This is a genomic window from Spirillospora sp. CA-294931 (assembly GCF_050946795.1).
Taxonomy (GTDB): Bacteria; Actinomycetota; Actinomycetes; order Streptosporangiales; family Streptosporangiaceae; genus Spirillospora.
The window spans coordinates 5,595,072-5,618,874 of record NZ_CP192006.1; the positions used below are offsets into that span (position 1 = coordinate 5,595,072).

Genomic DNA, 23,803 nt, shown 5'->3' on the forward strand with positions numbered 1-23,803 from the left:
AGTCCGGTGCGCGTCCGGGCCCTTCACGAGGCGCCCGTCCAGCGGTCGCGGAGAACCGCCAGGACGACGATGGAGACGGCCAGCAGTACCAGGCTGAGCACGATGGCGGCCTGCGGGTCGGTCTCCAGGGCCAGGTAGACCGCCAGCGGCATGGTCTGGGTGCGGCCGGGGAAGTTGCCCGCGAAGGTGATCGTGGCCCCGAACTCGCCCAGGGCCCGCGCCCAGCACAGGATCGCGCCCGCCAGCACGCCGGGGGCGATCAGCGGCAGCGTGACCCGGCGGAAGATCGTCCAGCGGCCCGCCCCGAGTGTGGCGGCCGCCTCCTCGAAGCGCTGGTCGGCGCCGCGCAGCGCCCCCTCGACGCTGATCACCAGGAACGGCATGGCCACGAAAGTCTCGGCCAGCACGACCCCGGCGGTGGTGAACGGGAGCGTGACGCCGAACGTGACGTCCAGCCACTCCCCCACCAGGCCCCGGCGGCCGAGCACCAGCAGCAGCGCGACGCCGCCGACCACCGGGGGCAGCACCAGCGGGACGGTCACCAGCGCGCGCACAAGCCGCACCCCGGGGAACGGGACCCGGGCCAGCACCCAGGCCAGCGGGACGCCGAACAGCAGGCAGAGCCCCGTGGCGAGGGTCGCGGTGACCAGCGAGAGCCGCAGCGCCTCCAGCACCTGGGGCTGGCCCAGCCGGGTGCCGAGCGTCGACCACGGCGCGCGGACCAGCAGTCCGGCCAGCGGCAGGACCAGGAAGGCGAGCCCGGCCAGGGCCGGGAGCATCAGGACCAGCGGCGGCCTTGACCTCATTCGAACCCGGCGCGGGTGAGGGCGGCCCGGCCGCGCGGGGACAGGACCAGCTCGACGAACTCGCCCGCCAGGCCCGGCTGCGGCGCCTTGGCCAGCGCGACGATCGGATAGTCGTTGACGGCCCTGCCCGCCTCGGGGAACTCGATCGTCCTGACCTGCCCCGAGGCGGCCCTGGCGTCGCTGCGGTAGACCAGACCCGCGTCGGCCTCGCCCAGCCTGACCTTGGTGAGCACCGCCTTGACGTCCTGCTCCCGGGAGACCGGGGTGAGGCGCACCCCGGCGGCGTCGAGCGCCTTCCTGGCGGCGGCCCCGCAGGGGACCTGCTCGGCGCAGACGACGACCTTGACCCCGCGCCCCGCCAGGTCGGACGGCACGCGCACGGGAGCGCCGCCCTTGGTGGGCACGGCGATGACCAGGCGGTTCTTGGCGAACACCCGGGGCGCCCCGGAGGCGTCGCCGCCGTCGGTGACGGTGGTCATGGTGGCGGGGCTGGCGGCGGCGAAGACGTCGGCGGGCGCGCCCTCGGCGATCTGCCGGGCCAGCGTGGAGCTGCCGCCGAAGTTGAACCTGACCTTCACGCCCCCGCGCGACGCCTCGAACTCGCGGCCGAGCTCGGTGAAGGACTCGGTCAGCGACGCGGCGGCGAAGACCGTGAGCGTCCGCGTCCCCGAGGAGCCGCCGTCGGCGGTGTCGCCGCAGGCGGCGACGGCGGGCAGGACCAGGGCCAGGACGGCGGCCGCGGCGCGCTTCACGCGTGCTCCTCGGGGAGTTCGACGACCACGGTGGTGGACTTCACGACGGCGTCGGCGACCACGCCGGTCTCCAGGCCGAGCTCGTCGGCGGCCTCGCGGCTCATCAGCGACACGATCCGGAACGGGCCCGCCTGGATCTCGACCTGGGCCATCACGCCGTCCCTGGTCACCTCGGTGACGATGCCCCGCATCCGGTTGCGGGCGGAGGAGAACCGCTCGCCGCGCTCGGCCGCGCCGCCGCGCGCCTGGTCGCGGGCGAAGGCGGCCAGCTCGGCGCCCGGGACGATGCGATGGCCGTGCTCGTCGCGCGAGGCGGCCAGGCGCCCGCCGTCCACCCACCGGCGGACGGTGTCGGCGCTCACCCCGAGCAGGGCGGCGGCCTCGCTGATGCGGAACGTGGTCACGGAAGGAATGCTACCCCTCGCAGATCCGAGCAGCATCACGAGGATGCTCTGGTAATAGCGGCCAAATTGGCCTCTGGACCTAGCAGATGCGCCAGGGTCTTTACCCGCACCCGGCCGCGATGTCACCATTTACTTACATTCCGGACGAGGAGGACCGTTGACGCGACCGGAACCGACGACGCTGGTGATCGACAGGCGCGGGACGGCGAGCGTGCGGTCGCGCGTGGTGGCGGCCGGGGTGCGGCGCTTCCTGCGCCCGCGCCTGGCGCGCTACGGCAGCGCGCCGCTGGACGACCGGGGCCTGCGCCGGGCCGCCGCGCTGGACCGGATGGCGGCGCGGTCGAGGCCGCCCCGGGGCACCCGCACCGCCCCCGTCCGGTTCGACGGCTTCGGCGCCGAGTGGGTCCACGGCCCCGGCGTGCCACCGGCGCGCGACCGGGCGATCCTCTACCTGCACGGCGGCGGCTGGATCTGCTGCGGCCTCAACACCCACCGCCGGATGATCGCCTGGTTCAGCGCCGCCTGCGGGGTTCCGGCCCTTTCGGTCGACTACCGGATGGTCCCCGTCGTCACCTTCGACCGGGAGGTGGACGACTGCCTGGCGGCCTACCGCTGGCTGCTGGAGGAGAAGCAGATCCCGCCGGAGAACATCGTGATCATGGGCGACTCGGCGGGCGGGCACCTGACGTTCGCGACGGCGCTGCGCGCGCTGAAGGAGGGCCTGCCGCGCCCCGCCGCGCTGGTCCCGATGTCGCCGATGCTCGACATGGATCCGGCGGGCAAGCTCGCCCACGCCAACATGGAGCTCGACCCCGCGGCGCCCGGCACCGTCCTGGAGCGGATCGTGGAGCGGGTGCTGGTCGACCTCGACCCGTCCGACCCGGAGATCTCCCCGATCCACGCCGCCCCGGCCGACCTGGCCGGGCTGCCGCCGGTGCTGCTGACGGCGGGCTCGACCGAGCTGCTGTACTGCGACTCGGAGGAGATGGCGCGGCGGCTGGCCGCCGCGGGCGTCCCGGTCACGCTCCAGGTCTGGGACCGCCAGCTGCACGTGTTCCAGATGTTCGGCCCGCTGCTGCCCGAGTCGCGCGCCGCGATCGCCGAGATGGGCGCGTTCGTCCGCGAGGCGTTCGACAGCGCCGCCGCGCGGGTCAGACCCGCGACACGTGACAGGAGCGCGTGACCCGAGACGGGACCACCACCGGGTGGGACGCGGGCGTCCGCGAGGGCGGCAGCGTGGCCCTCGGCCCGGGCCTGGGCAGGAAGGCCGGACGCAGGTCGGCCTCGTCGTAGTAGCGGTGGAACACCGGCGTGGCCGAGCCCGACAGCGGTGGCACGATCCACGACCAGTCCGCCGGGCAGGCGCGTCCCGCGCCCTCCTCCCGCTCCAGGTGCAGCAGGAACCGGCGCGACTCGGTGTGGTGGTCGGTGATCGACACCCCGGCCTCGCGGAACGAGTGCAGCACCGCCACGTTCAGCTCGACCAGCGCCCGGTCGCGCCAGAGCGTGGCCTCGCTGGAGGTGTCGAGCCCCATCCGCTCGGCGACCACCGGGATCTGGTCGTAGCGCCCCTGGTCACCGAGGTTGCGGGCGCCGATCTCGGTGCCCATGTACCAGCCGTTGAACGGCGCCGCCGGATAGGTGATCCCGCCGATCTCCAGATCCATCCCGGCGATGGCGGGGACGGCGTGCCAGCGCAGCCCGAGCTCGGCGAACCAGGGCAGGCCGGGATGCGTCAGCGGCACCTCCAGCACCGCCTCGCCGGGCAGGTCGAAGCACTGGACGGGCTCCCCCGGCGCCTCCACGACCAGCGGGAGCACGTCGAACGGCGTCCCCGCGCCGCCCGTCCAGCCCAGGGCGCGGGCGGTCTCGGTGATCCGGACGTTGGCCGGGTCGCCCACGACCCGCCCGTCGCGTTCCCGGTAGCCCGCGTACCTGATGAGCTGGTCGTTCCAGATGCGCGGACCCGGCTTTCCCGGACGGTCGGGCGCGAAGACCGTGATGATCGGCCGGACGCGGCCCGTCCCGGACGCCTCGGTCAGATGCTCGACGCACTCGTCGGCCAGCTCGCGCGCCGTGGCCGCGCCGCGCCGGTCGCGGACGCGCAGGCTGCGCCAGTAGAGCCGTCCGATGCAGCGGCTGCTGTTGCGCCAGGCGACCCGGGCGCCGAACGCCAGCTCCTCCTCGGTGTGGGTGTAGGTGCCGGTCTCGCGGATCTCCTCGCAGACCTCCCCCAGCCTCGGCACCAGCCGCTCCGCCCGTCCCTCCTCGGCGTGGAACAGGCGCAGGAACGCCTCGGCGTCCTGTTCCAGCTTCGAAGGGGAAACCACCGCCGTACGACCGAAAAATGACATCGCCCCACCTGTGACCGATTGTCAGCCTTTGATCACTCGAAGTCACAGGATGCCACGCGAGCCGCCGAGGGATGGTGGTTTCCCGTGATTCGCTCGTAATCAGAGCAATCCGTGGTCGTGGGCGTAGATGGCCGCCTGGGTGCGGTCGCGCAGGCCCAGACGGCTGAGGATGCTCGACACGTGGTTCTTGACCGTGCCCTCGCTGACATAGAGGCGGGAGGCGATCTCGCGGTTGGTGGCCCCGGCGGCGATCAGCCGGATCACCTCCAGCTCCCGTCCGGTCAGCCGGGCGTCCGAGGACGGCGGCCTGGGCCGGGACGTGCCCGCCAGCGCGCCGAGCAGCCGTCCCGTGACGGCGGGCGCGAACTGGTCGACCCCCGCGTGGGCCATCCGGACGGCCCGCGCCAGCTCGGCGGCGGGCAGGTCCTTGAGCAGGTACCCGCACGCGCCCGCGCGCAGCGCCGCGACGATGTACTCCTCGTCGTCGAAGGTGGTCAGCATCAGCACGCGGCAGCCGGGCACCTGCTCGCGCAGCGCGGCGGTGGCCTGGACGCCGTCCATGACCGGCATCCGGACGTCCATCAGCACGACCTGCGGGTCCAGGCTCACGGCCTGGTCGACGGCGGCGCGCCCGTCCGGTGCCGTCCCGGCGACGGTGACGCCCGGCTGGAGGTCGAGCAGCGAGGCGATGCCCTCGCGGATGAGCCGCTGGTCGTCGGCGACCAGCACCCGCACCTCGTCCGACCCGGACTCTGGAGCGGAGCGCAGCGGAGTGGAAGGGGCCGTGCGGGGGGTGTGGGGGGTCGTCTCCCCACCGAGATACGGCCCGCTCACGGCCGCACCGGGACGACGGCCGTCACGCGGGTCCCGGCGCCGGGCGCGGACTCGATCCGCAGCGTCCCGCCGACCAGTTCCAGGCGCTCGCGCATGCCCCGCATCCCGAACCCCTCGTCCGCGTCGCTCCCGAACCCGCGCCCGTCGTCGGCGACGACCAGCCGCGCCTCCCGCCTGCCCAGGCTGACCTCGACGGTGACCCGCCCGGCCGCCGCGTGCCGGGTGGCGTTGGTCAGGCTCTCCTGGGCCGCGTGGTAGAGCGCGGGCCCGCCCGCGAACCGGGTCTCCTCGCCGTCGATGTCGAGCGTGACCCCGTCGCCGAAGCGGGCCACCAGCGCGGCCAGCGCCGAGGAGAGCGAGAACACCTCCCCCTGCGAGCGCAGGCCGCCCACCGAGCGGCGGACCTCGCCCAGCGCGATCCGCGCCGACTCCCGCGCGTCCCGCAGCGCCTGGTCGGCGGCTGCGCGGTCCAGGTCGCGGAACGCCTCGGCCTTCTCCAGCTGGACGGCGATCACGGTGAGATGGTGCCCGACGTTGTCGTGGATGTCGCGGGCCAGCCGGTGCCGCTCGGCCACCGTGGCCAGCTCCCTGACCTGCCCGGCCAGGGCCTCGGCCCGGGCGCGCCCGGCCTCCTCGCGATGGGCGGCGGCCGCCATCGCGATCGCGAAGACCAGCCCGATGACGAACATCAGCAGGTCGGAGACGCCCTCGCTGTCGGAGTACCAGCCCGGCCTGGATGCCAGCGCGACGGTGACGGCGCCCAGGCAGAGCACGGCCAGCGCGTACCCGGCGCGGCGGCCCAGCGTGAAGTAGCCGACGAACGGGATCAGCAGGAACAGGGATCGGGCCGTCCCCGAGCAGTCGAGCGCGGCGGCCGCCGCGAACAGGCCCGCCCGCGCCGCCAGCAGGGCCGCCTCCCGGGCCCGTCCGCCGGGACGGAGCCGTTCGAGCGCCGCCGCCGCGACGAGCGCGGCGGTGAACCCGGCCGTCCCGAGCGGGTCGGGCTCGCACAGCCCGACCAGCTCGCCGTACAGGCCCGCCACCAGGACCGTGGCGTACAGGAAGGTCGCCAGCCACGGCACCACCCGCGGCCGGGAGGGCACCGGAGCCACCATGCGGTCAGCGTAAGGGCACGGGCGGGCGGCCGGAACGGCCCGGCGCCGGAATTGGCCGAAGGTCATGGGTGGTCCGGCCGTGCGCTCAGGCGCCGGGCGGCCCCGCCTCCAGCGCCTCGGCCACCATGCCCAGCGTCGACCAGTCGACCAGCCGGTCGCGCCGGAGCGCCCCGTAGGTGGTGATCTCGACGTGGGTGCGCTCGCCGTCGGCGGCCACGCCCCCGGGCCCCGCCGCCCGCAGCCACTCCAGCTCCGCCTCGGTGATCTCGGCGGAGTACAGGTGCGCGCGGTGGGCCGACAGCGTCGCGGCGACCTGCCGGTCGGAGTGGGCGCGCAGGCGCGCGGCGTCGATGGCCAGCCCGGTCTCCTCGGCGACCTCGGCGTGGGCCCGCTCCAGCGGGTCGGCGGGGCCGGAGCCGCCGGGGAGCTCGTGGACGAACCCGTCGGGTGTCGTGGCCGGGCTGCGGAACTCGCGGACGAGCACCACGGTCGTCTCGTCCAGCGTGGGGCCGGGACGGTACAGCAGCACCGTGCTGATGTCGGGCCGCGCGAGCACGACCTCGTTCGCCTTCACCCGGCCCTCGGCCGCCACGTGCACCTGGACGTGCAGCGCCCAGTGCGCGCCGAACCGCCACACCAGGCGGGCGCCGAGCAGCGTGTTGCCCGCCCCGCGCTGCGCCCGGTACCAGCGGCGGAACGGGTCGGTGCGCCAGATCAGCAGCGGGACCTCGCACTCGCCCTCGGCGCGGGACGCGCCCTCCCCCACGACCGCGAGCGCGGCGTCGACCGTCCCGGGCAGGTCGGTGGCGGTGGGGACGTCGAACTTGGCGGCGTAGTGCAGCAGGTACCGGTTCCTGGGCGCCTCGGGCGGCGCGCCGAACACCACCCGGCCGCTGTCGTGCCAGACGCCCCACTCGACGTTGGTGGTGAGCGCGGGCATGGTCGCCAGGTCGCGCGGGACATAGAACAGCACCACGTCGGACAGGTGGAGGCAGCGCTCCTCCCAGTCGATCTGGCCCAGGTAGTCGTCGTAGCGGTCGTGGCGGTGCTCGGGTGAGAACACCACCAGCCGCCCGGCGTGGGCCCAGCGCTCGCACAGCAGCGCGACGGCCTCGGGCCGCCAGGAGGCGACCTCGGGCGAGCGCGGCGAGGGCCCGGCCAGGAACACCGCCGCGTCCCAGCGCTCGGGCGGCTCCTCGCGCGCGTAGACGACGGTGACCTCGCGCCCCATGGGCGTCAGCGGTCCCTGGAGCGCATCTTGCGGACGGTGTCGTGGGTCTCGTAGCTGTGCCGCTCGTCGACCTCGACGTCGTCGCGGTCGGTGAACATGGCCACGAAGCCGACCAGCAGGCCGACGCCGCCGATCCACGGCTCACGCCAGGCGAAGCTGAGCGCCACGCAGGCCGCCGCCACGGACAACAACAGCAACAGCTTCACCCGAGCACCCCTGCCGTCAGCGCTCCCCGCACCCGCCGTAGATACCACGGGTAATGGAGAACTTATCAACCGGACCAAAAGCATCCTGACACGACGAGGCCCGTCCGGGGAAGGGCGTTCCGAACGCCCCCGTCTCCCGGACAGGCCGTGGGGTCACTTCTTCTTGCCGCGCTTCTCGCGGATCTTCATCGTCACGTCGAGCGGGGTTCCGGGGAAGCCGAACTCCTCGCGCAGCCGCCGCTCGATGTAGCGCCGGTAGCCCTCCTCCAGGAAGCCGGAGGTGAACAGCACGAACCTCGGCGGCCGCACGCCCGCCTGCGTGGCGAAAAGGATCTTGGGCTGCTTGCCGCCGCGCACCGGGTGCGGGTGGGAGCTGACCAGGTCGGCGAAGAAGGTGTTGAGCTTGGCCGTCGGCACGCGGGTGCCCCAGCCCTCCAGCGCCGCCTCGATCGCCGGGACGAGCTTCTCCATGTGGCGTCCGGTGCGGGCCGAGACGTTCACCCGGGGCGCCCAGCGCGCGTGGTGGAGCTGCCGGTCGATCTCGCGGTCGAGGTAGTGGCGGCGCTCCTCGTCCAGCAGGTCCCACTTGTTGTAGGCGATCACCAGCGAGCGGCCCGAGTCGACCACCATCGAGATGATCCGCAGGTCCTGCTCGGCCAGCGGCTCGCTGGCGTCGATCAGCACCACCGCCACCTCGGCCCGCTCCAGCGCGGACTGGGTGCGCAGCGTGGCGTAGAAGTCGGCGCCCTGGTTCTCGCGGTGGCGGCGGCGGATGCCGGCGGTGTCGATGAACCGCCAGGTCTTGCCGCCCAGCTCGATCATCTCGTCGACCGGGTCGCGGGTGGTGCCGGCGACCGAGTCGACCACGGCGCGCTTCTCGCCCGCCAGCTGGTTGAGCAGGCTGGACTTGCCCACGTTGGGACGGCCGAGCAGCGCCACCCGGCGCGGCCCGCCGAGCTCGCCGAAGTTCTCGGGCGGCGCCTCCTCGGGAAGCGCCTCCAGCACGGCGTCGAGCAGGTCGCCGCTGCCGCGCCCGTGCAGGGCGCTGACCGGGTGCGGCTCGCCGATGCCCAGCGACCACAGCCCGGACGCGTCGGCCTCGGCGCCGGCGTCGTCGACCTTGTTGGCCACCAGCACCACCGGCTTGCCGGAGCGGCGCAGGATCTCCACCACGGCCTCGTCGACGTCGGTGGCGCCGACCGTGGCGTCCACGACGAACATCACCACGTCGGCCAGGTCGACCGCCAGCCGCGCCTGCTCGGCGATGGCCGCGGCCAGGCCGATGGCGTCGGGCAGCCAGCCCCCGGTGTCGACGACGGTGAAGCGGCGGCCGCTCCACGTCGCGTCGTAGGCGACGCGGTCGCGGGTGACACCCGGCACGTCCTCCACGACGGCCTCGCGGCGGCCGAGGATCCTGTTGACCAGGGTCGACTTGCCGACGTTGGGCCGTCCGACCACGGCGACGACGGGCGCGGGGCCCTCGTCGGCCTCGGCCGGGACGGCGGTCTCGATCTCGTGTTCAGTCACGTCTGCGTCTCTTTCGCGAGGCGGACGACCGCCTCGATGACCTCGCCGAGACCCATCTCGGTCGAGTCGATCTCGTGTGCGCCGTCCGCCCTGGTCAGCGGGGACGTCGTGCGGGTGGAGTCGAGCCGGTCGCGGCGCGCCTGCTCGGCCTGGGTGAGGGTCACCGAGGCGGCCGGGTCGGTGGCCAGGTCCCTGGCGCGGCGCTGGGCGCGCACCTCCTCGCTGGCGGTGAGGTAGACCTTGACCGGCGCGTCCGGTACGACGACCGTGCCGATGTCGCGGCCCTCCACCACGATGCCCCCGGTACCGATGATCTCACGCTGGAGCGCGACAAGACGCGCCCGGACCTCCGGGACCGAGCTGACCGCGCTGACGGCGTTGGTGACCTCGCGGGTGCGGATCGGGCCGGACACGTCGGTGCCGTCGACCGCGATGGAAGGGGCGCCGGGGTCGGTGCCGGACTCGATCACCGGCTCGCCCGCCCGGGCCGCGACCGCCGCGGCGTCCCGCACCGGGACGCCCTCGCGCAGCATCCACCACGTCACGGCCCGGTACATGGCGCCGGTGTCGAGGTAGCGGAGCCCGAGCGCCCGGGCCACGCCCTTGGAGGCGCTGGACTTGCCCGACCCGGACGGTCCGTCCATGGCGATGACGAGCGGCACGATCGCTCCCTTTCCCTTCACGTGTGAGCACTCCCGCGCGCGCCGGGACGGCGCCCGCGCGGGCGGTCGACAGATGTTCCCCCGAACGAGTCCCAACGGGTCAGGGTACCGTTCCGCCGGACCCGCTCAGCCCGGGACGGACCAGCCCCTGGCCCGCAGTTCGGCGGCCAGCTTCTCGGCCGCCTCGGGCGCGACGGCGATCTCCAGGACGCCCAGCGGGCGGCCGGGCGAGTGCTCGATCGTCACGTCCTCGATGTTGACCCCGGCGATCCCCGCCGCCTGGAAGATCATCGCCAGCTCGCCGGGACGGTCGGGGATGACCACCGGCACGGTGGCGTAGGCGGACTGGCGCCCGCCGTGCTTGCCGGGGATGCGCGTCCGCCCGGCCTTGCCGCGCAGCAGCAGGTCGGCCACGTGGGTCGCGGCCTCCTCGCTGCCGTCGCGCAGCAGCGAGGCCGCGACGGCCAGGTCGGTGGCGACGGCCTCCAGCACGTCGGCGACCGGCTCGGCGTTGGCGGTCAGGATGCCGATCCAGAGCGCGGGGTCGCCGGCGGCGATGCGGGTGACGTCGCGGACGCCCTGCCCGGCCAGGCCGAGCGCCACGTCGTCGGCGCCGGTGAGCCGCGCGGCGACCGAGGAGGCCACCACGTGCGGCCCGTGCGAGACCAGCGCCACGGCCCGGTCGTGCGCGGCGGCCTCGACCGTCACCGGCTCGGCGCCGCACGCCCGCACCAGCGCCTCGACCCGCGCGACGGCCTCGGGCGAGGACGTGCCCGCGGGGCAGACGGCCCAGGGACGGCCCAGGAACAGATCGGCGCGCGCCGCCGCGGGGCCGGAGCGCTCGCTGCCGGCCAGCGGGTGGCCCGCCACGAACGTGGTGAGGTCGCATCCCAGCTCGGCGGCCTGGTCGAGCGGCAGTGCCTTCACGCTGGCGACGTCGGTGTAGACCTCGGCGAGCCCGCGCTTCTGGGCGTCCAGCAGCGTGACGGCCACGGCGGCGGGCGGCACCGCCAGCACGGCCAGCTCGGCCGGGCCGTCGAAGCCGTCGTCCGGCAAGGGGCGCCCGGCGTCCAGCTCGACCGCCATCCGCAGCGAGGAGGCGTCGCGGTCGGTGAGATAGACCTCCGCGCCCCGTTCGCGCATCGCCAGGGCGATCGAGGTGCCGATCAGGCCGGTACCGACCACCACGATCCTGCGGGGAAGCGCGTCTGAAGCCACCGGCCCAGACTACCGACACCGCCGCCCGCCCGGAGCCCCGGGACGATCAGAGCGGGGCGGTGCCTACTGGGCGATGTCGACGCGCAGGGCCGTGGCGCCGCGCAGGTACACGTGCTGCATCTCCTCGCGCGGGCGCCCGGTCTCGATGTGCGCCATCAGCCTGATCACGCGCGGCAGGGCGTGCGGGACGGCGATCTCCGACGCGCACAGCAGCGGCACCTCGTGGAAGCCGAGCTTGCGCGCGGCCAGCGCCGGGAACTCGGCCGTCAGGTCGGGGGTCGCCGTGAAGATCACGCTGATCACGTCGTCGGTGGACAGCCCGTTGCGGGACATCACCTCGGTGACCAGCTCGGTGGTCGCCGCGAGGATCTGGTCCCGGTCGTCGGCGTCCACCTGGGTCGCCCCGCGGATCGCGCGTACCGCCACGTTTCTCCCTTTCCTAAAGGCCGACGGCCTTGTAGAGCTCGCCGATCTCCCTGACGTTCAGCGCCCGCATGCCGCCCGGGTGGAGCTGGCCGAGCCGCAGTGGCCCGAACTGCACCCGCGCCAGCTGCTGGACGGGGAACCCGACCTCCTTCAGCAGCCGCCGGACGATGTGCTTGCGCCCCTCGTGCAGGGTGATCTCGACCAGCACCCGCCGCCCGGCCTGGTCGAAGATGCGGAACTTGTCGGCCTTGGCCGGGCCGTCCTCCAGCGTGACCCCGGCGCGCAGCCGCTTGCCCAGGTCGCGCGGGATGGGCCCGTGGATCTCGGCGAGGTAGGTCTTCTCGACGCCGTAGCTGGGGTGGGTGAGGCGGTGCGCGAGCTCGCCGTCGTTGGTGAGCAGCAGCAGGCCCTCGGTGTCGGTGTCGAGGCGCCCGACGTGGAACAGCCGCTCGCGCACGTCGACGAACGCCGCCAGCGACTTGCGGCCCCGCTCGTCGTTCATGGTGCTCACCACGCCGCGCGGCTTGTTGATAATGTAGTAGCGCATCTCGGAGCGGGTCTCGACCCGCTTGCCGTCGACGTGGATGGTGTCGTTCTGGGGGTCGACGCGCTCGCCGAACCTGAACACCTTCTTGCCGTTGACGACGACGCGGCCTTCGCCGATGAGCTCCTCGCAGTGCCGGCGGCTGCCGATGCCGGCCTCGGCCAGCACCTTCTGCAGGCGCACGCCTTCTTTCTCGTTCACGCGTCCTCGATTATCTCGTCAGGCAGGTCGTCGGGCAGGTAGGGGGCGAGCTCGGGGAGCTCGTCGAGACCGCGCAGGCCCAGCCGCTCCAGGAAGTACCCGGTGGTGCGATACAGGTGCGCCTGGGACTCGGGATCCTGGCCCACGTCCTCGATCAGGCCCCGCAGCGTCAGGGTGCGCATCACCCCGTCGCTGTTGACGCCGCGGATCGCCGACACCCGCGCGCGGCTCACCGGCTGGCGGTAGGCCACCACGGCCAGGGTCTCCAGGGCGGCCTGGGTCAGCCGCGCCTGCTGGCCGTCGGTGACGAAGCGTTCCACCACCGGGGCGCAGATGTCTCGAGTGTAGAACCTCCAGCCGCCCGCGACCTCCCTGAGGTCGAACCCGCGGCCCTGGTCGGTGTATTCCCCGGCGAGTTCGCGCAGGGTGGCGGCGACCTCGCGGCGGGGGCGTTCGAGCAGCTGGGCGAGCGTCAGCTCGGTCACCGGCTCGTCCACCACCAGCAGGATCGCCTCGATGGAGGCGCGCAGGCCCGGCAGCGCGGTGAGGTCGGCGCCGGGCGCGTCCGGGAACTCGTCGTCAGTCATCGGTCGTGGTGTCCTTCTGCGGCAGGGGTGCGCCCTCGTAGTCGTCGCCCACCCGGACGTCGCCCTCGTCGGTGCCGGTCCAGGTGATGTGCAGCTCGCCGAGCGGCTCGGCCTGCTCGAACGCGACCGCCTGCTCGCGGTACAGCTCCAGCAGCGCCAGGAAGCGGGCGACGATCTCGAAGGTGCCCTCGGCGTCGTCGGTCAGCTCGCGGAACGTCGTCTCGCGCAGGCGCCGCAGCATCTCCACCACCAGCGCGGCCTGCTCCTTGACGCTGGCCTTGGGCTGGTAGATGTGCTCGACGGAGACGCCGGGCGGCTCCTTGGGCGTCAGCGCCTTGGCGGCGAGCCTGGCGAACTGGTCGGGGCCCAGGCCCAGCAGCACCTCGGGCAGCAGGCCCGCGAAGCGCGGCTCCATCGGGACCAGGCGCGGGAACCGCCGTCCCTGGTCGGCGATGCGCCCGGCGAAGACCGCCGCGACCTCCTTGTAGGCGCGGTACTGCAGAAGCCGCGCGAACAGCAGGTCGCGGGCCTCCAGCAGCGCCAGGTCCTCCTCGTCGTCGACCTCGCCGGACGGCAGCAGCCGCGCGGCCTTCAGGTCGAGCAGCGTGGCCGCGACCAGCAGGAAGTGGCTGGCCTGGTCGAGGTCCCACTCCTTGCCGAAGGAGCGGATGTGGGCGATGAAGTCGTCGGTGACCTTGTGGAGCGAGACCTCGGTGATGTCGAGCTTGTGCTTGGAGATCAGCCCGAGCAGCAGGTCGAAGGGGCCCTCGAAGTTGTCGAGGGAGACGCGGAAGCCGCCGCCGCTCTCGTCGGCGCTCGGTTCCGGGGAGGACGTGGCATCCACGTCACTCAGAGTATCGGGCGGTTTCACCCGAGCCGGCGCCACCGGTCGAGCACCTCGCGGGCCAGGCCCCGGTAGGCGTTGGCGCCCATCGAGTTGGGGTCGAAGTAGGTGATCGGCTCGCCCGCGACGGTGGCGTCGGGGAACCGGACCGTCCGGTTGATGACGGTGTGGAAGACCTGGTCGCCGAACGCCTCGACGATGCGGCCCAGGACTTCGCGGGTGTGCAGGGTGCGCGAGTCGTACATGGTGCCGAGGACGCCGTCGATGACCAGGCTCGGGTTGATGCGGCCCTGGACCTTCTCGATGGTCTCCATCAGCAGCGCGACCCCGCGCATGGCGAAGTACTCGCACTCCAGCGGGATCAGCACGCCCGCGCTGGCCGCCAGGGCGTTGATCGTCAGCAGGCCCAGCGACGGCTGGCAGTCGATCAGGATGTAGTCGTAGTGGTCGACGGCCGACTTCAGGCACCCCGACAGGATGTACTCGCGGCCGACCTCGTGGACGAGCTGAACCTCGGCGCCCGACAGGTCGATGTTGCTGGGCAGCAGCTCCATGCCGTCGACACCGGTCTCGATGACGATGTCCTCCCACTCGGTGTCGCGTTCGAGGAGGAGGTTGTGGATCGTCACGTCGAGCTGGCGGGGGTCGCCCTTGCCCAGGCCGACCGAGAGGGCGCCCTGGGGGTCGAAGTCGACCAGCAGCACCTTGCGGCCGTACTCGGCCAGCGCCGCGCCCAGGTTGATGGTCGTGGTCGTCTTGCCGACCCCGCCCTTCTGGTTGCAGATCGACACGATGCGCGCCGGCCCGTGCTCGGCGGGGGGCTCGGGTTCGGGGAAGGTCGGAATGGGTCGTTGCGTGGGACCGAGGGAGCGCCTCGGATCGGTCTCTATCGTGGCGGAGGAGAGGTCTCCCTTCCCCGCCTTAGTGCTGGACACCAGATCCCTCCCCGGGCGGCCCGAATATGCCATCCGAACGGGGACTCTAGGGCGTGTCAGCGCACGTCTCAAGCCGACGCGCGCCGAACGCCCGCGATTTGTCATCGGACGGTCCCCGTCCGTCAGGTCAGCCTCGCGCTCGCGGATGGGACGTCGCGTAGACCTCGCGCAGCAGCTGGACCGTCACCAGAGTGTAGACCTGAGTGGTCGTCACCGAGGCGTGTCCGAGCAATTCCTGGACGACCCGGACGTCGGCTCCCCCGTCCAGCAGGTGCGTGGCGAACGAGTGCCGCAGGGTGTGCGGGGAGACGTCCGACAGCCCCGCCCGCTCGGCCGCGGCCCGCAGCACCATCCAGGCGCCCTGCCGCGACAGCCGCCCGCCCCGGGCGTTGAGGAACAGCGCGGGGCCGCCCCGTCCCGCCCTGGCCAGCTCGGGACGCGCCCGGACGAGGTAGTCGTCGACGGCGCGGCGGGCGTACCCGCCGATCGGGATCACCCGCGCCTTGCCGCCCTTGCCCGCGACGCGGGCGAACCCGTCGGCCAGGTCGAGGTCGTCGACGTCGAGCCCGACGGCCTCGGAGATCCGCGCGCCCGACCCGTACAGCAGCTCCAGAAGCGCCTTGTCGCGCAGTCCGCGCGCGGTGTCGTCGCCCGCCGCGGCCGAGGCGGCGCCCAGCAGCCGCTCGACCTCCTCGATCGAGATGGCCTTGGGCAGCCGGCGCGGCGGCGTGGGCGGGCGGACGTCGCGCGACGGGTCGTCGCCGGCCAGGCCCTCGCGCAGCGCGAAGCGGTGCAGGCCGCGGACCGCGACGACCGCGCGCGCCGCCGAGCCCGCCGCCAGCGGCGGATGGTCGGGGTCGCCCTCGCGCAGCCCCATCAGGAACGCGCGCACGTCGTCCTCGGCGACGTCGGCGATCGAGCGGCGTCCCCGGGCGTGCAGCACCGCGACGTAGCGGCGCAGGTCACGCCGGTACGAGCTGAGCGTGTTGGCGGCCAGACCCCGTTCGACGGCCAGATGCCCCAGGTAGGTGCCGACGGCCGACTCCAGAGGCGACTCGGCCGCGTGGCCGGGGGACGGCGCGGCGCTCCGGCCCGTCGTGCGCGGTGACAGTGCGATACCCCCAAATCCGGGGCGGAAGTACTGGCGGACGTGCCCATCATGCCGGTTGCGGCCACCCGGGCGCCGCCGCCCCGGCCATGTCGCGCGATCAATCCTCGGGCGCGTCCACGGGCCGCAGCCCGGAGAACCCCGAGGAGCGGGCCGCGTACGCCGCCAGGATGCCGGTGACGGCGATCATGTTGTGGATCTCCCCCGCCAGCACCTTGGCGACCGCGTCGTCCAGCGGGACCCACACGACCGGCATCTCGGCCTCCTCGTGCACCCGCTCGAAGTCGATCTGGTCGGCCGGTACCTCGGTCAGGTCGCGGGCCAGGAAGATCCGGACGCGCTCGTCCGACATGCCCGAGGACGGCAGCACGTCGATGAGGGTGTCCCACCGCGCGGCGCGCTGACCGGCCTCCTCCAGCAGCTCGCGGGCGGCCAGCTCGTGCAGGGGCTCGCCCTCGACGTCGCGCAGCCCGGCGGGCGCCTCCCACAGCAGAAAGCCCGAAGGGTGCCGGTACTGGCGCAGCAACAGCACCCGCCCAGCGCCGTCCAGGGCCAGCACACCGACCGAACCCGGGTGCTCGATGACGTCACGCTGCACGATCTCGCTGCCGCCCGAACCGTCGGGCATGCGCACCTCGTCGCGGCGCACCGAGAAGACATGCCCCTGGAAGGGCCGTCCGCTCCCGACGACCTCCCAGCGCTCGCGGCGGTCCCTGACCTGGTCGGCGTTCACGAGGCGGGCACGGCGGCGTAGTCGAGCGCGGCCGCCACCAGCCCGCGGAACAGCGGATGCGAGCGGGTCGGCCGAGACCGGAACTCCGGATGCGCCTGGGTACCCACGAAGAACGGGTGGACATCACGAGGGAGCTCGACGTACTCGACCAGCCGCCCGTCGGGCGACAGCCCCGAGAACCGCAACCCGGCCTTCTCGAGACTGTCGCGGTAGGCGTTGTTGACCTCGAAGCGGTGACGGTGCCGCTCGGAGGCCTTGGCCTCCCCGTACAGCTCGCGGACGACCGAGCCCTCGGCCAGGTCGGCGGGGTACAGGCCCAGCCGCATCGTCCCGCCCATGTCGCGCTCCCCGGCGACCACGTCGACCTGGTCGGCCATGGTGGCGACCACCGGGTGGGCGGTGGCGGGGTCGAACTCGGTGCTGCCGGCGTCGGCGAGCCCGGCCAGCGAACGCGCGGTCTCGATGACCATGCACTGGAGGCCCAGGCAGATGCCCAGCGTCGGGACCCGGTTCTCACGCGCGTACCGGATCGCGCCGAGCTTGCCCTCGATGCCCCGGACCCCGAATCCACCGGGAATCAGGACCCCGTCGACGCCGTCGAGCTCGCGGCGGGCGCCCTCGGGCGTCTCGCAGTCGTCGCTCTTGACCCACCGGATGTTGACCTTGGCGTCGTTGCCGAACCCGCCGTGCCGCAGCGCCTCGGTCACCGACAGGTAGGCGTCGGGCAGGTCGATGTACTTGCCGACCAGCGCGATCGTCACCTCATGCGCGGGACGGTGGACCCGCCGGAGCAGCTCGTCCCACGCCCCCCAGTCGACATCACGGAACGGCAGACCCAGCCGCCGCACGACATAGGCGTCGAGCCCCTCAGAATGCAGAACCTTGGGGATGTCGTAGATGCTGGCCGCGTCGCAGGCCGACACCACGGCCTCCCGGTCGACGTCGCACATCAGGCTGATCTTCTGCTTGAGCCCGTCGGTGATCGGCCGGTCGGACCGGCACACGATCGCGTCGGGCTGGATGCCGATGGAGCGCAGCGCCGCCACCGAATGCTGGGTCGGCTTGGTCTTCAGCTCGCCGGACGGCCCGATGTAGGGCAGCAGCGAGACGTGCAGGAAGAAGCAGTTCTCGCGGCCGATCTCGTGCCGGATCTGCCGCACCGACTCAAGGAACGGAAGCGACTCGATGTCGCCGACCGTCCCGCCGACCTCGGTGATGACGACGTCGACCTCGGTGTCGGCGGCCATGCCGCGGATCCGGTCCTTGATCTCGTTGGTGATGTGCGGAATCACCTGAACGGTGTCCCCCAGGTACTCCCCGCGCCGCTCCTTGGCGATCACATTGGAGTAGACCTGCCCCGTAGTCACGTTGGCCGACCCATGCAACTGCGTATCGAGGAACCGCTCGTAGTGCCCGATGTCGAGGTCGGTCTCCGCCCCGTCATCGGTCACGAAGACTTCCCCGTGCTGGAACGGGTTCATCGTTCCGGGGTCGACGTTGAGGTACGGATCGAGCTTCTGCATCGTGACCCGAAGGCCGCGCAGGGTCAGAAGCCGCCCGAGGCTGGACGCCGTCAGTCCCTTGCCGAGGCTGGAGGCGACACCGCCGGTGACGAAGAGATGCTTGGTAGGCCGTGATCTACCAGTGGCTGCCGAAGGCAAGAAGACACTCCCGTGGTCGTAGCGAGGCGGACGGTACCGCACTGTCCACGGGCCACCAGATTAACAGGAACGGCAAGAGCACGGGTCCGGCACGTGCCCTTTCACGCGTGTCGCCCCCCGCACAAGGACCAATCCGAGCCCCCAAAGCGCCCCCCACCACCCTTCCACGCAAACCCCAACCCCCAGCGAACAAGGCGCGAACCCCAAGGGGACCGAGGAGCGAAACCCCCAGTCGGGCAAGGGGCGAAGCCGAGCCCCGAGGGGGCAAGGGGCGGAAGCCCCAAGGGGGCCTGGGGGCGAAGCCCCCAGTCGGGGGGCGTGGGGGGCGGGAGCCCCTCACCCGGGGTGCGGGGCCACCCGCAGCGAGCGCAGCGAGCGAGGATGGCGCCGCACCCCGGCCTGGGGGTTAGGGGGTTGGGACCCCCTATAGACGCGGCGCCCCTGTTGGCATGATCGTGCGGAGTTGGCGGGTGAGTTCGTCGATCAGCGAGCGGGCCTGTTCGGCGGCCTGCTTGGCGGCGTCGCGTTCCTGGGAGAGTTCGGCGATCGCGGCGCGCTGCTCGGTGACCGCCTGGGCCAGCTGGTCGACCCACTGGTCGCGTTCGGCGAGCTTCTCGGCGACGGCGTCGCGTTCGGCGGCCACCTGGCGGGTGCCGGTGACGGCCTGGTCGCGTTCGCGTCCGGCCTGGTCGGCGCGGCCGCGGGCCAGGGTGAGCTCGGATTCGGCGCGGGCCTGGGCCTGGACGGCGGCCTCGCGGCCCCGTTCGGCGGCGTCGCGGTCGCGTTCGGCCTTCTTGCGGGCGTCCAGCGACTGCGCGGCGGTGTCGAGGGCCTGGTCGCGCTCCTTCTCGGCCTTGTCGGCGCGGCGGCGGGCGTCGTCGGCGTCCTTGGCGGCCGAGGCGGCCTTGTGCTGGAGGTTCTGGGCCGACATCTCGGCGTCGGTGACCTTGGCGCGCAGCGCCGACAGCTCGGCGTGGGCCTGTTCGAGCGCGCGGGACAGCTCACCGGCCTGCTCGGCCACGCGGTCGCGCTCGGCCTCGGCGGAGCGGCGGGCGCCCACGGCGTCCTCGACGGCGCGCAGGGCGTCGTCGCGGGCCTCGCTCATGGCGTCGCGCTGGGTGATGGCCTGCCGGACCGTGGCCTCGGTCTCGGCGACGCGGCGTTCGGCCTGCTCGAGGGCTGCCTTGGCGGCCTCGGCCTGGCCGCGCGCCTGGTCGGTCTGGGCCCTGGCCTGTTCCATCTGGGTGCGGGCCTGCTCGGCCTGCCCGCGTGCCTGGTCGGCCTGGGCGCGGGTCTGCTGGGCCTGGTTCCAGGCGGCGGCCGCGTCGCGCTGCGCGGTCTCCTTCTCGGACTGGGCGGCGGAGATCTGCTTGCCCGCCTCGGCCTGGAGCTCGGCGGCCTGCCGCTCGGTGTCGGCCAGGCGGCGCTCGGCCTCGATGGCGCGGCGGTCGGCCTGCTCGGCCTGACCACGCGCACGCTGCACCTCACCCCACGCCGCCGCCGCGTCGCGCTGCGCGGCCTCCTTCTCCGACTGGAGCGCGGAGATCTGCCCGGCGGCCTCGTTCTGGGCCTCCTGGAGACGGCGCTCGCCCTCGATCGCGCGGCGGTCGGCCTGCTCGGCCTGACCCCGCGCACGCTGCACCTCACCCCACGCCGCCGCCGCGTCGCGCTGCGCGGCCTCCTTCTCCGACTGGAGCGCGGTGACCTGCGAGGCGGCGTCGCTCTGGGCCTCGGTGACCTTGCGTTCGCCCGCGGCGAGGGCGTCGCCGATGAGGTCGGCCATCTGGCGCAGGCGCTCGACGATGTCCCAGGGCTGGGCCTCGGGGCGGTCGGGTTCGGTGCGCGGTGTCTCGGCGGGCCTGGGCGCCGGTGCGGGCCAGGGCGACGCGGAGTCGGGGACGCGGCGCGCCCCACCCGATCCGTTCAGCTCACTCATGCGGCACCTCGCTCCGCGGCCCGGCGCCGTTCCGGCGCGGCCGCTCCGCTCGTCCTGCCGCTCCCGTTCCTGGCCTGGCGGCTCGTCACTTCGGTCACTTGTCTCCTCGCCAACAGGCTCGGAACCGCCGCTGCGGCACTGCTGTACACGTTCGGGGTCGCTCCGAGGCCTGATGGCTCGTCGCATCGCTCACGAAAGGCACTCTAGTGCCGATCAGCGCAGCGTTTGCCCAGTTTGGGGTTTGGTTTCTCGATCCTCATGATCTATTCGGGTGCTCCGACCTCCCCAAACGGGTTCCGAGCGGGACGATACGCGGTCGCGCGTCCGGTCGCGCGCTGATGCGAGAATCACAGCTCATGGAGCTTCGGACCTTGTATCCACCGATCGAACCGTACGACTCGGGCCTGCTGGACGTCGGCGACGGCGACGCGATCCACTGGGAGGTCTGCGGCAATCCCGTGGGCAAGCCGGTGGTGATGGTGCACGGCGGCCCGGGCGCCGGCTGCAACGACGACCATCGCCGCCAGTTCGATCCCGAGGCGTACCGGATCGTCCTGTTCGACCAGCGCAACTGCGGCCGCAGCACGCCGCACGCCTCGGACCCGGCGGTGTCGCTGGAGAACAACACGACCTGGAACCTGGTCGCCGACATGGAGCTGCTGCGCGAGCATCTGGACATCGACCGGTGGATGGTCTACGGCGGCTCGTGGGGCAGTGCCCTGTCGCTGGCGTACGCGCAGACGCATCCCGACCGGGTGACCGAGCTGGTGCTGCGCGGCATCTTCACCCTGCGGCCGTTCGAGCTGTACTGGTTCTACCAGGAGGGGGCCTCGCTGGTTTATCCCGATCTGTGGGAGCAGTACCTGGCGCCGATTCCCGAGGACGAGCAGGACGACCTCATCGCCGCCTACAGCGAGCGGCTCAACTCCCCCGACCGTGAGGTGCGGGTCGCGGCGGGCCGGGCCTGGTCCCAGTGGGAGGCCGCGGCCATCACGCTGCTGCCCGATCCCGAGACCGTGGAGGAGTTCGGCGAGGAGAACCACGCCGTGGCGTTCGCGCGCATCGAGAACCACTACTTCCTGCACAACGGCTTCTTCGAGGAGGAGCAGCTGCTGCGCGACGTGGACAAGATCCGGCACATCCCGGCCGTGATCATCCAGGGCCGCTACGACATGTGCACCCCGCCGGCGACGGCCTGGGACCTGCACCGCGCGTGGCCCGAGGCGGAGTTCCACATGGTGGACGACGCGGGCCACGCCTTCCACGAGCCGGGGATCCTGCACCGCCTGATCGAGGCGACCGACCGCTTCGCGGCCAAGACCTGACCCCAGCCCGCGCCGCCGCCGGGCGGGCGGGTGAATGGAGCGCTCCCGTCACAGGGCGGGCGGACGGGCACGGGAGGCCCGCCCGTCCGCCCTTTCGCTTCCCTTCCTGGAATCCCCCAGGCAGCACCGGTCACGGGGGCCTGGGTTCGGGTCGCATGACGCGGGCGATAGGTATCCCGTTGTCGTCACAGTTATGTGATTCACGTCACACAAATGAGACATAAGTAGCGCGTAAGAGTGCGCAAAAATCACCGAGAGTGCTCGAGTGACGGGCCACCGAGTGGACGACCTGCGCTTCTCTGAATCGCCCCTGCTTATCGGCGAAGCCGGCGCACCGAACGTCTGAGCCGCCGACGAAAAAACATTCCAGTTTTGGTAGTCGAACAGCCCTACCCGCGATCGGAACGGCCAAACATCTCGCATGTAACAATCGATAACGATCACATCGGGGCGTTGGCTAAATTGGCTTCACATGGCAACGCAACCCCTGCAATCCCCACCCCAACAGCGACCCGGGCGCAACCCGGACGTACGGCTCGAGGAACCTTCCCTAGCGGACGGACCCGAGTTGTGGCGGCTCGCCCGGGACTCGCAGGTGCTCGATGTCAACTCGCCCTACAGCTACGTGCTCTGGTGCCGTGACTTCGCGGAGAGCTCGATCGTCGCGCGCGCCGACGGCTCCCCTTGCGGCTTCATCTCCGGCTATGTGCGCCCCGGGAGCCCCGACACCCTTTTCGTCTGGCAGGTCGCCGTGGACCAGAGGTTCCGCGGCAGGGGGCTGGCCCGCGGGATGCTCGACGAGCTGGCCGCCAGGGCGTCCGCCCGGGGCTGCCGCCATGTGGAGGCGACCGTCACACCCGGCAACACCGCCTCCACCCGGATGTTCGAGTCTTTCGCCCGCGACCACGGATGCGACCTCACCCGCGCGCCCCTGTTCGGCGCCGAGCACCTCCCCGACGGGCACGAGCCCGAGGTGCTCTTCCGCATCGGCCCGCTCGCCCGCACCTGACCTCGGGGTGCGCCCCCGCCGCGGTCCCTTATCGGGCCCGCCCCGCACCGAACGGTCCCTCTCCTCTCGATCGGCTCCCACCCCACTGCCGGAGGCAGCACATGGAAGTTTTCGCCCATCTCGAGTCCGAAGTCCGCGGCTACTGCCGAGGCTGGCCCACGGTGTTCACCACGGCCCGCGGCAGCCAGATGACCGATGAGAACGGCAAGACCTACCTCGATTTCTTCGCCGGCGCGGGAACGCTCAACTACGGGCACAACAATCCCGAGCTGAAACGCCGGCTGATGGACTATCTCGCGAGCGACTCGGTGGTGCACGGCCTCGACATGTACACCGCCGCAAAACGCACGTTCCTGGAGCGGTTCAACGAGGTCGTGCTGGAGCCGCGCGGTCTCGACTACAAGGTGCAGTTCCCCGGCCCCGCGGGCAACCACGCGGTCGAGGCGGCGCTGAAGCTGGCCCGCAAGGCCACCGGCCGCGAGACCGTCGTCAGCTTCACCAACGCCTTCCACGGCATGACGCTGGGCGCGCTGGCCGTCACGGGCAACTCGATGAAGCGCACCGGCGCCGGGGTGCCGCTGGGCCACGGCGTCGCGATGCCCTATGACAACTACCTCGACGGCCGCACGCCCGACTTCCTGCTGCTGGACACCATGCTGGACGACAGCGGCAGCGGCCTGGACAAGCCCGCCGCCGTCATCGTCGAGACCGTCCAGGGCGAGGGCGGCATCAACGTGGCGACGTCCGACTGGCTGCGCGGCCTGGCCGACCTGTGCCGGCGCCACGACATCCTCCTCATCGTCGACGACGTGCAGATGGGCTGCGGCCGCACCGGCGCGTTCTTCAGCTTCGAGGAAGCCGGGATCACCCCGGACATCGTCTGCCTGTCCAAGTCGCTCAGCGGCTACGGCCTGCCGTTCGCGATCACGCTCATGCGGCGCGACCTGGACGTGTGGGAGCCCGGCGAGCACAACGGCACCTTCCGCGGGTTCAACCCGGCGTTCGTGACCGCCACGGGCGCGCTGGAGGACTACTGGAGCGACGCGGGCATGGAGAAGCAGACCCGCACCAAGGGCGAGCAGATCCAGCGGGCGCTGGAGCAGATCACGCTGGAGAACGCCGCCGACATCGACGGCGTGCGCGGCCGGGGCATGGCCTGGGGTCTGGTCATGCGCGACGCGGAGATGGCGCCCAGGGTCTGCACCGCCGCCTTCGAGCGCGGCCTGCTGATGGAGACCTCGGGTCCCGAAGGCGAGGTCGTCAAGCTGCTGCCGCCGCTGACCACCACCGAGCGCGAGCTCGACCAGGGCCTGGAGATCATCGCCGACTCGGTGCGCGCCGTCCGCACCGCCGTCATCGCCTGACGAAACGCCGGATTCGACGAA

The 23,803-nt window shown here is 72.6% G+C and carries 24 protein-coding genes; 4 read left to right on the top strand and 20 right to left on the bottom strand.

What is annotated here, in order from left to right:
• Positions 1–23 precede the first annotated feature (23 nt).
• From ACQPY4_RS25325 to ACQPY4_RS25335, 3 genes are read right to left on the bottom strand one after another with little or no spacing between them, the layout of a single operon-like run.
• Entirely contained in the window at positions 24–806 is a 783-nt protein-coding gene (locus ACQPY4_RS25325) for an ABC transporter permease (protein WP_433324730.1), read from the bottom strand.
• Entirely contained in the window at positions 803–1,558 is a 756-nt protein-coding gene (modA, locus tag ACQPY4_RS25330) for a molybdate ABC transporter substrate-binding protein (RefSeq protein WP_433324732.1), read from the bottom strand. Before modA ends, ACQPY4_RS25325 begins: the two co-directional genes overlap by 4 nt.
• A complete protein-coding gene (locus tag ACQPY4_RS25335) occupies positions 1,555–1,962 on the bottom strand; it encodes a TOBE domain-containing protein (protein ID WP_433324734.1) in 408 nt (135 codons plus the stop codon). Before ACQPY4_RS25335 ends, modA begins: the two co-directional genes overlap by 4 nt.
• Before the next feature lie 157 nt (positions 1,963–2,119).
• On the opposite strand from ACQPY4_RS25335, the gene ACQPY4_RS25340 reads away from it, so the two are divergent.
• A complete protein-coding gene (locus tag ACQPY4_RS25340; protein ID WP_433324736.1) occupies positions 2,120–3,145 on the top strand; it encodes an alpha/beta hydrolase in 1,026 nt (341 codons plus the stop codon).
• Here ACQPY4_RS25340 and ACQPY4_RS25345 read toward each other — a convergent pair.
• From ACQPY4_RS25345 to ACQPY4_RS25425, 17 genes are all read right to left on the bottom strand, one after another.
• Entirely contained in the window at positions 3,114–4,292 is a 1,179-nt protein-coding gene (locus ACQPY4_RS25345; RefSeq protein ID WP_433324738.1) for a nitric oxide synthase oxygenase, read from the bottom strand. The genes ACQPY4_RS25340 and ACQPY4_RS25345 overlap by 32 nt on opposite strands.
• A 123-nt stretch (positions 4,293–4,415) precedes the next feature.
• Positions 4,416–5,051: a response regulator gene (locus ACQPY4_RS25350; protein ID WP_433339014.1), complete on the bottom strand. Its 636-nt coding sequence runs from the start codon at positions 5,049–5,051 to the stop codon at positions 4,416–4,418.
• A 95-nt stretch (positions 5,052–5,146) separates the two neighbouring features.
• Positions 5,147–6,265 (bottom strand): sensor histidine kinase, encoded by a 1,119-nt coding sequence (locus ACQPY4_RS25355; RefSeq protein ID WP_433324740.1) that lies wholly within the window; start codon positions 6,263–6,265, stop codon positions 5,147–5,149.
• Between the two features lie 85 nt (positions 6,266–6,350).
• Positions 6,351–7,496: a nucleoside 2-deoxyribosyltransferase domain-containing protein gene (locus ACQPY4_RS25360; protein WP_433324742.1), complete on the bottom strand. Its 1,146-nt coding sequence runs from the start codon at positions 7,494–7,496 to the stop codon at positions 6,351–6,353.
• Between the two features lie 5 nt (positions 7,497–7,501).
• The gene (locus tag ACQPY4_RS25365; protein WP_433324744.1) at positions 7,502–7,702 is read right to left on the bottom strand and encodes a hypothetical protein; all 201 of its coding nucleotides are present in this window, start codon (positions 7,700–7,702) and stop codon (positions 7,502–7,504) included.
• Between the two features lie 153 nt (positions 7,703–7,855).
• Positions 7,856–9,229: a ribosome biogenesis GTPase Der gene (gene der, locus ACQPY4_RS25370; protein WP_433324746.1), complete on the bottom strand. Its 1,374-nt coding sequence runs from the start codon at positions 9,227–9,229 to the stop codon at positions 7,856–7,858.
• Positions 9,226–9,891: a (d)CMP kinase gene (cmk, locus tag ACQPY4_RS25375; RefSeq protein ID WP_433324748.1), complete on the bottom strand. Its 666-nt coding sequence runs from the start codon at positions 9,889–9,891 to the stop codon at positions 9,226–9,228. Before cmk ends, der begins: the two co-directional genes overlap by 4 nt.
• Positions 9,892–10,017: 126 nt before the next feature.
• Positions 10,018–11,109: a prephenate dehydrogenase gene (locus ACQPY4_RS25380; RefSeq protein WP_433324750.1), complete on the bottom strand. Its 1,092-nt coding sequence runs from the start codon at positions 11,107–11,109 to the stop codon at positions 10,018–10,020.
• Between the two features lie 63 nt (positions 11,110–11,172).
• Positions 11,173–11,535: a chorismate mutase gene (gene aroH, locus ACQPY4_RS25385; protein ID WP_433324752.1), complete on the bottom strand. Its 363-nt coding sequence runs from the start codon at positions 11,533–11,535 to the stop codon at positions 11,173–11,175.
• 13 nt (positions 11,536–11,548) lie between these two features.
• Complete coding sequence (locus ACQPY4_RS25390; protein ID WP_433324754.1) at positions 11,549–12,280, bottom strand: pseudouridine synthase; 732 nt, start codon at positions 12,278–12,280, stop codon at positions 11,549–11,551.
• Positions 12,277–12,867 carry an SMC-Scp complex subunit ScpB gene (gene scpB, locus ACQPY4_RS25395; protein WP_433324756.1) on the bottom strand — a complete coding sequence of 197 codons (591 nt, stop codon included), beginning with the start codon at positions 12,865–12,867 and terminating at the stop codon, positions 12,277–12,279. Before scpB ends, ACQPY4_RS25390 begins: the two co-directional genes overlap by 4 nt.
• Positions 12,860–13,711 (bottom strand): segregation and condensation protein A, encoded by an 852-nt coding sequence (locus ACQPY4_RS25400; RefSeq protein WP_433324758.1) that lies wholly within the window; start codon positions 13,709–13,711, stop codon positions 12,860–12,862. Before ACQPY4_RS25400 ends, scpB begins: the two co-directional genes overlap by 8 nt.
• Before the next feature lie 23 nt (positions 13,712–13,734).
• Positions 13,735–14,679: a ParA family protein gene (locus ACQPY4_RS25405; protein ID WP_433324760.1), complete on the bottom strand. Its 945-nt coding sequence runs from the start codon at positions 14,677–14,679 to the stop codon at positions 13,735–13,737.
• Positions 14,680–14,773: 94 nt separating this feature from the next.
• Positions 14,774–15,694 carry a site-specific tyrosine recombinase XerD gene (xerD, locus tag ACQPY4_RS25410; RefSeq protein WP_433339016.1) on the bottom strand — a complete coding sequence of 307 codons (921 nt, stop codon included), beginning with the start codon at positions 15,692–15,694 and terminating at the stop codon, positions 14,774–14,776.
• Positions 15,695–15,854: 160 nt separating this feature from the next.
• Positions 15,855–16,487: an NUDIX domain-containing protein gene (locus tag ACQPY4_RS25415; RefSeq protein WP_433324762.1), complete on the bottom strand. Its 633-nt coding sequence runs from the start codon at positions 16,485–16,487 to the stop codon at positions 15,855–15,857.
• Positions 16,484–18,148: a CTP synthase gene (locus tag ACQPY4_RS25420; protein WP_433324764.1), complete on the bottom strand. Its 1,665-nt coding sequence runs from the start codon at positions 18,146–18,148 to the stop codon at positions 16,484–16,486. The genes ACQPY4_RS25415 and ACQPY4_RS25420 overlap by 4 nt, the downstream gene beginning before the upstream one ends.
• Before the next feature lie 424 nt (positions 18,149–18,572).
• The gene (locus ACQPY4_RS25425; RefSeq protein ID WP_433324766.1) at positions 18,573–20,084 is read right to left on the bottom strand and encodes a hypothetical protein; all 1,512 of its coding nucleotides are present in this window, start codon (positions 20,082–20,084) and stop codon (positions 18,573–18,575) included.
• A 356-nt stretch (positions 20,085–20,440) separates the two neighbouring features.
• Between ACQPY4_RS25425 and pip the strand changes: the two genes are divergently transcribed.
• From pip to ectB, 3 genes are all read left to right on the top strand, one after another.
• On the top strand, positions 20,441–21,409 hold the full coding sequence (gene pip / locus ACQPY4_RS25430) for a prolyl aminopeptidase (protein ID WP_433324768.1): 969 nt from the start codon (positions 20,441–20,443) through the stop codon (positions 21,407–21,409).
• Between the two features lie 595 nt (positions 21,410–22,004).
• Positions 22,005–22,418 (top strand): diaminobutyrate acetyltransferase, encoded by a 414-nt coding sequence (gene ectA, locus ACQPY4_RS25435; RefSeq protein ID WP_433324770.1) that lies wholly within the window; start codon positions 22,005–22,007, stop codon positions 22,416–22,418.
• A gap of 101 nt (positions 22,419–22,519) precedes the next feature.
• Positions 22,520–23,782 carry a diaminobutyrate--2-oxoglutarate transaminase gene (gene ectB / locus ACQPY4_RS25440; RefSeq protein WP_433324772.1) on the top strand — a complete coding sequence of 421 codons (1,263 nt, stop codon included), beginning with the start codon at positions 22,520–22,522 and terminating at the stop codon, positions 23,780–23,782.
• The last annotated feature ends 21 nt before the right edge of the window (positions 23,783–23,803 follow it).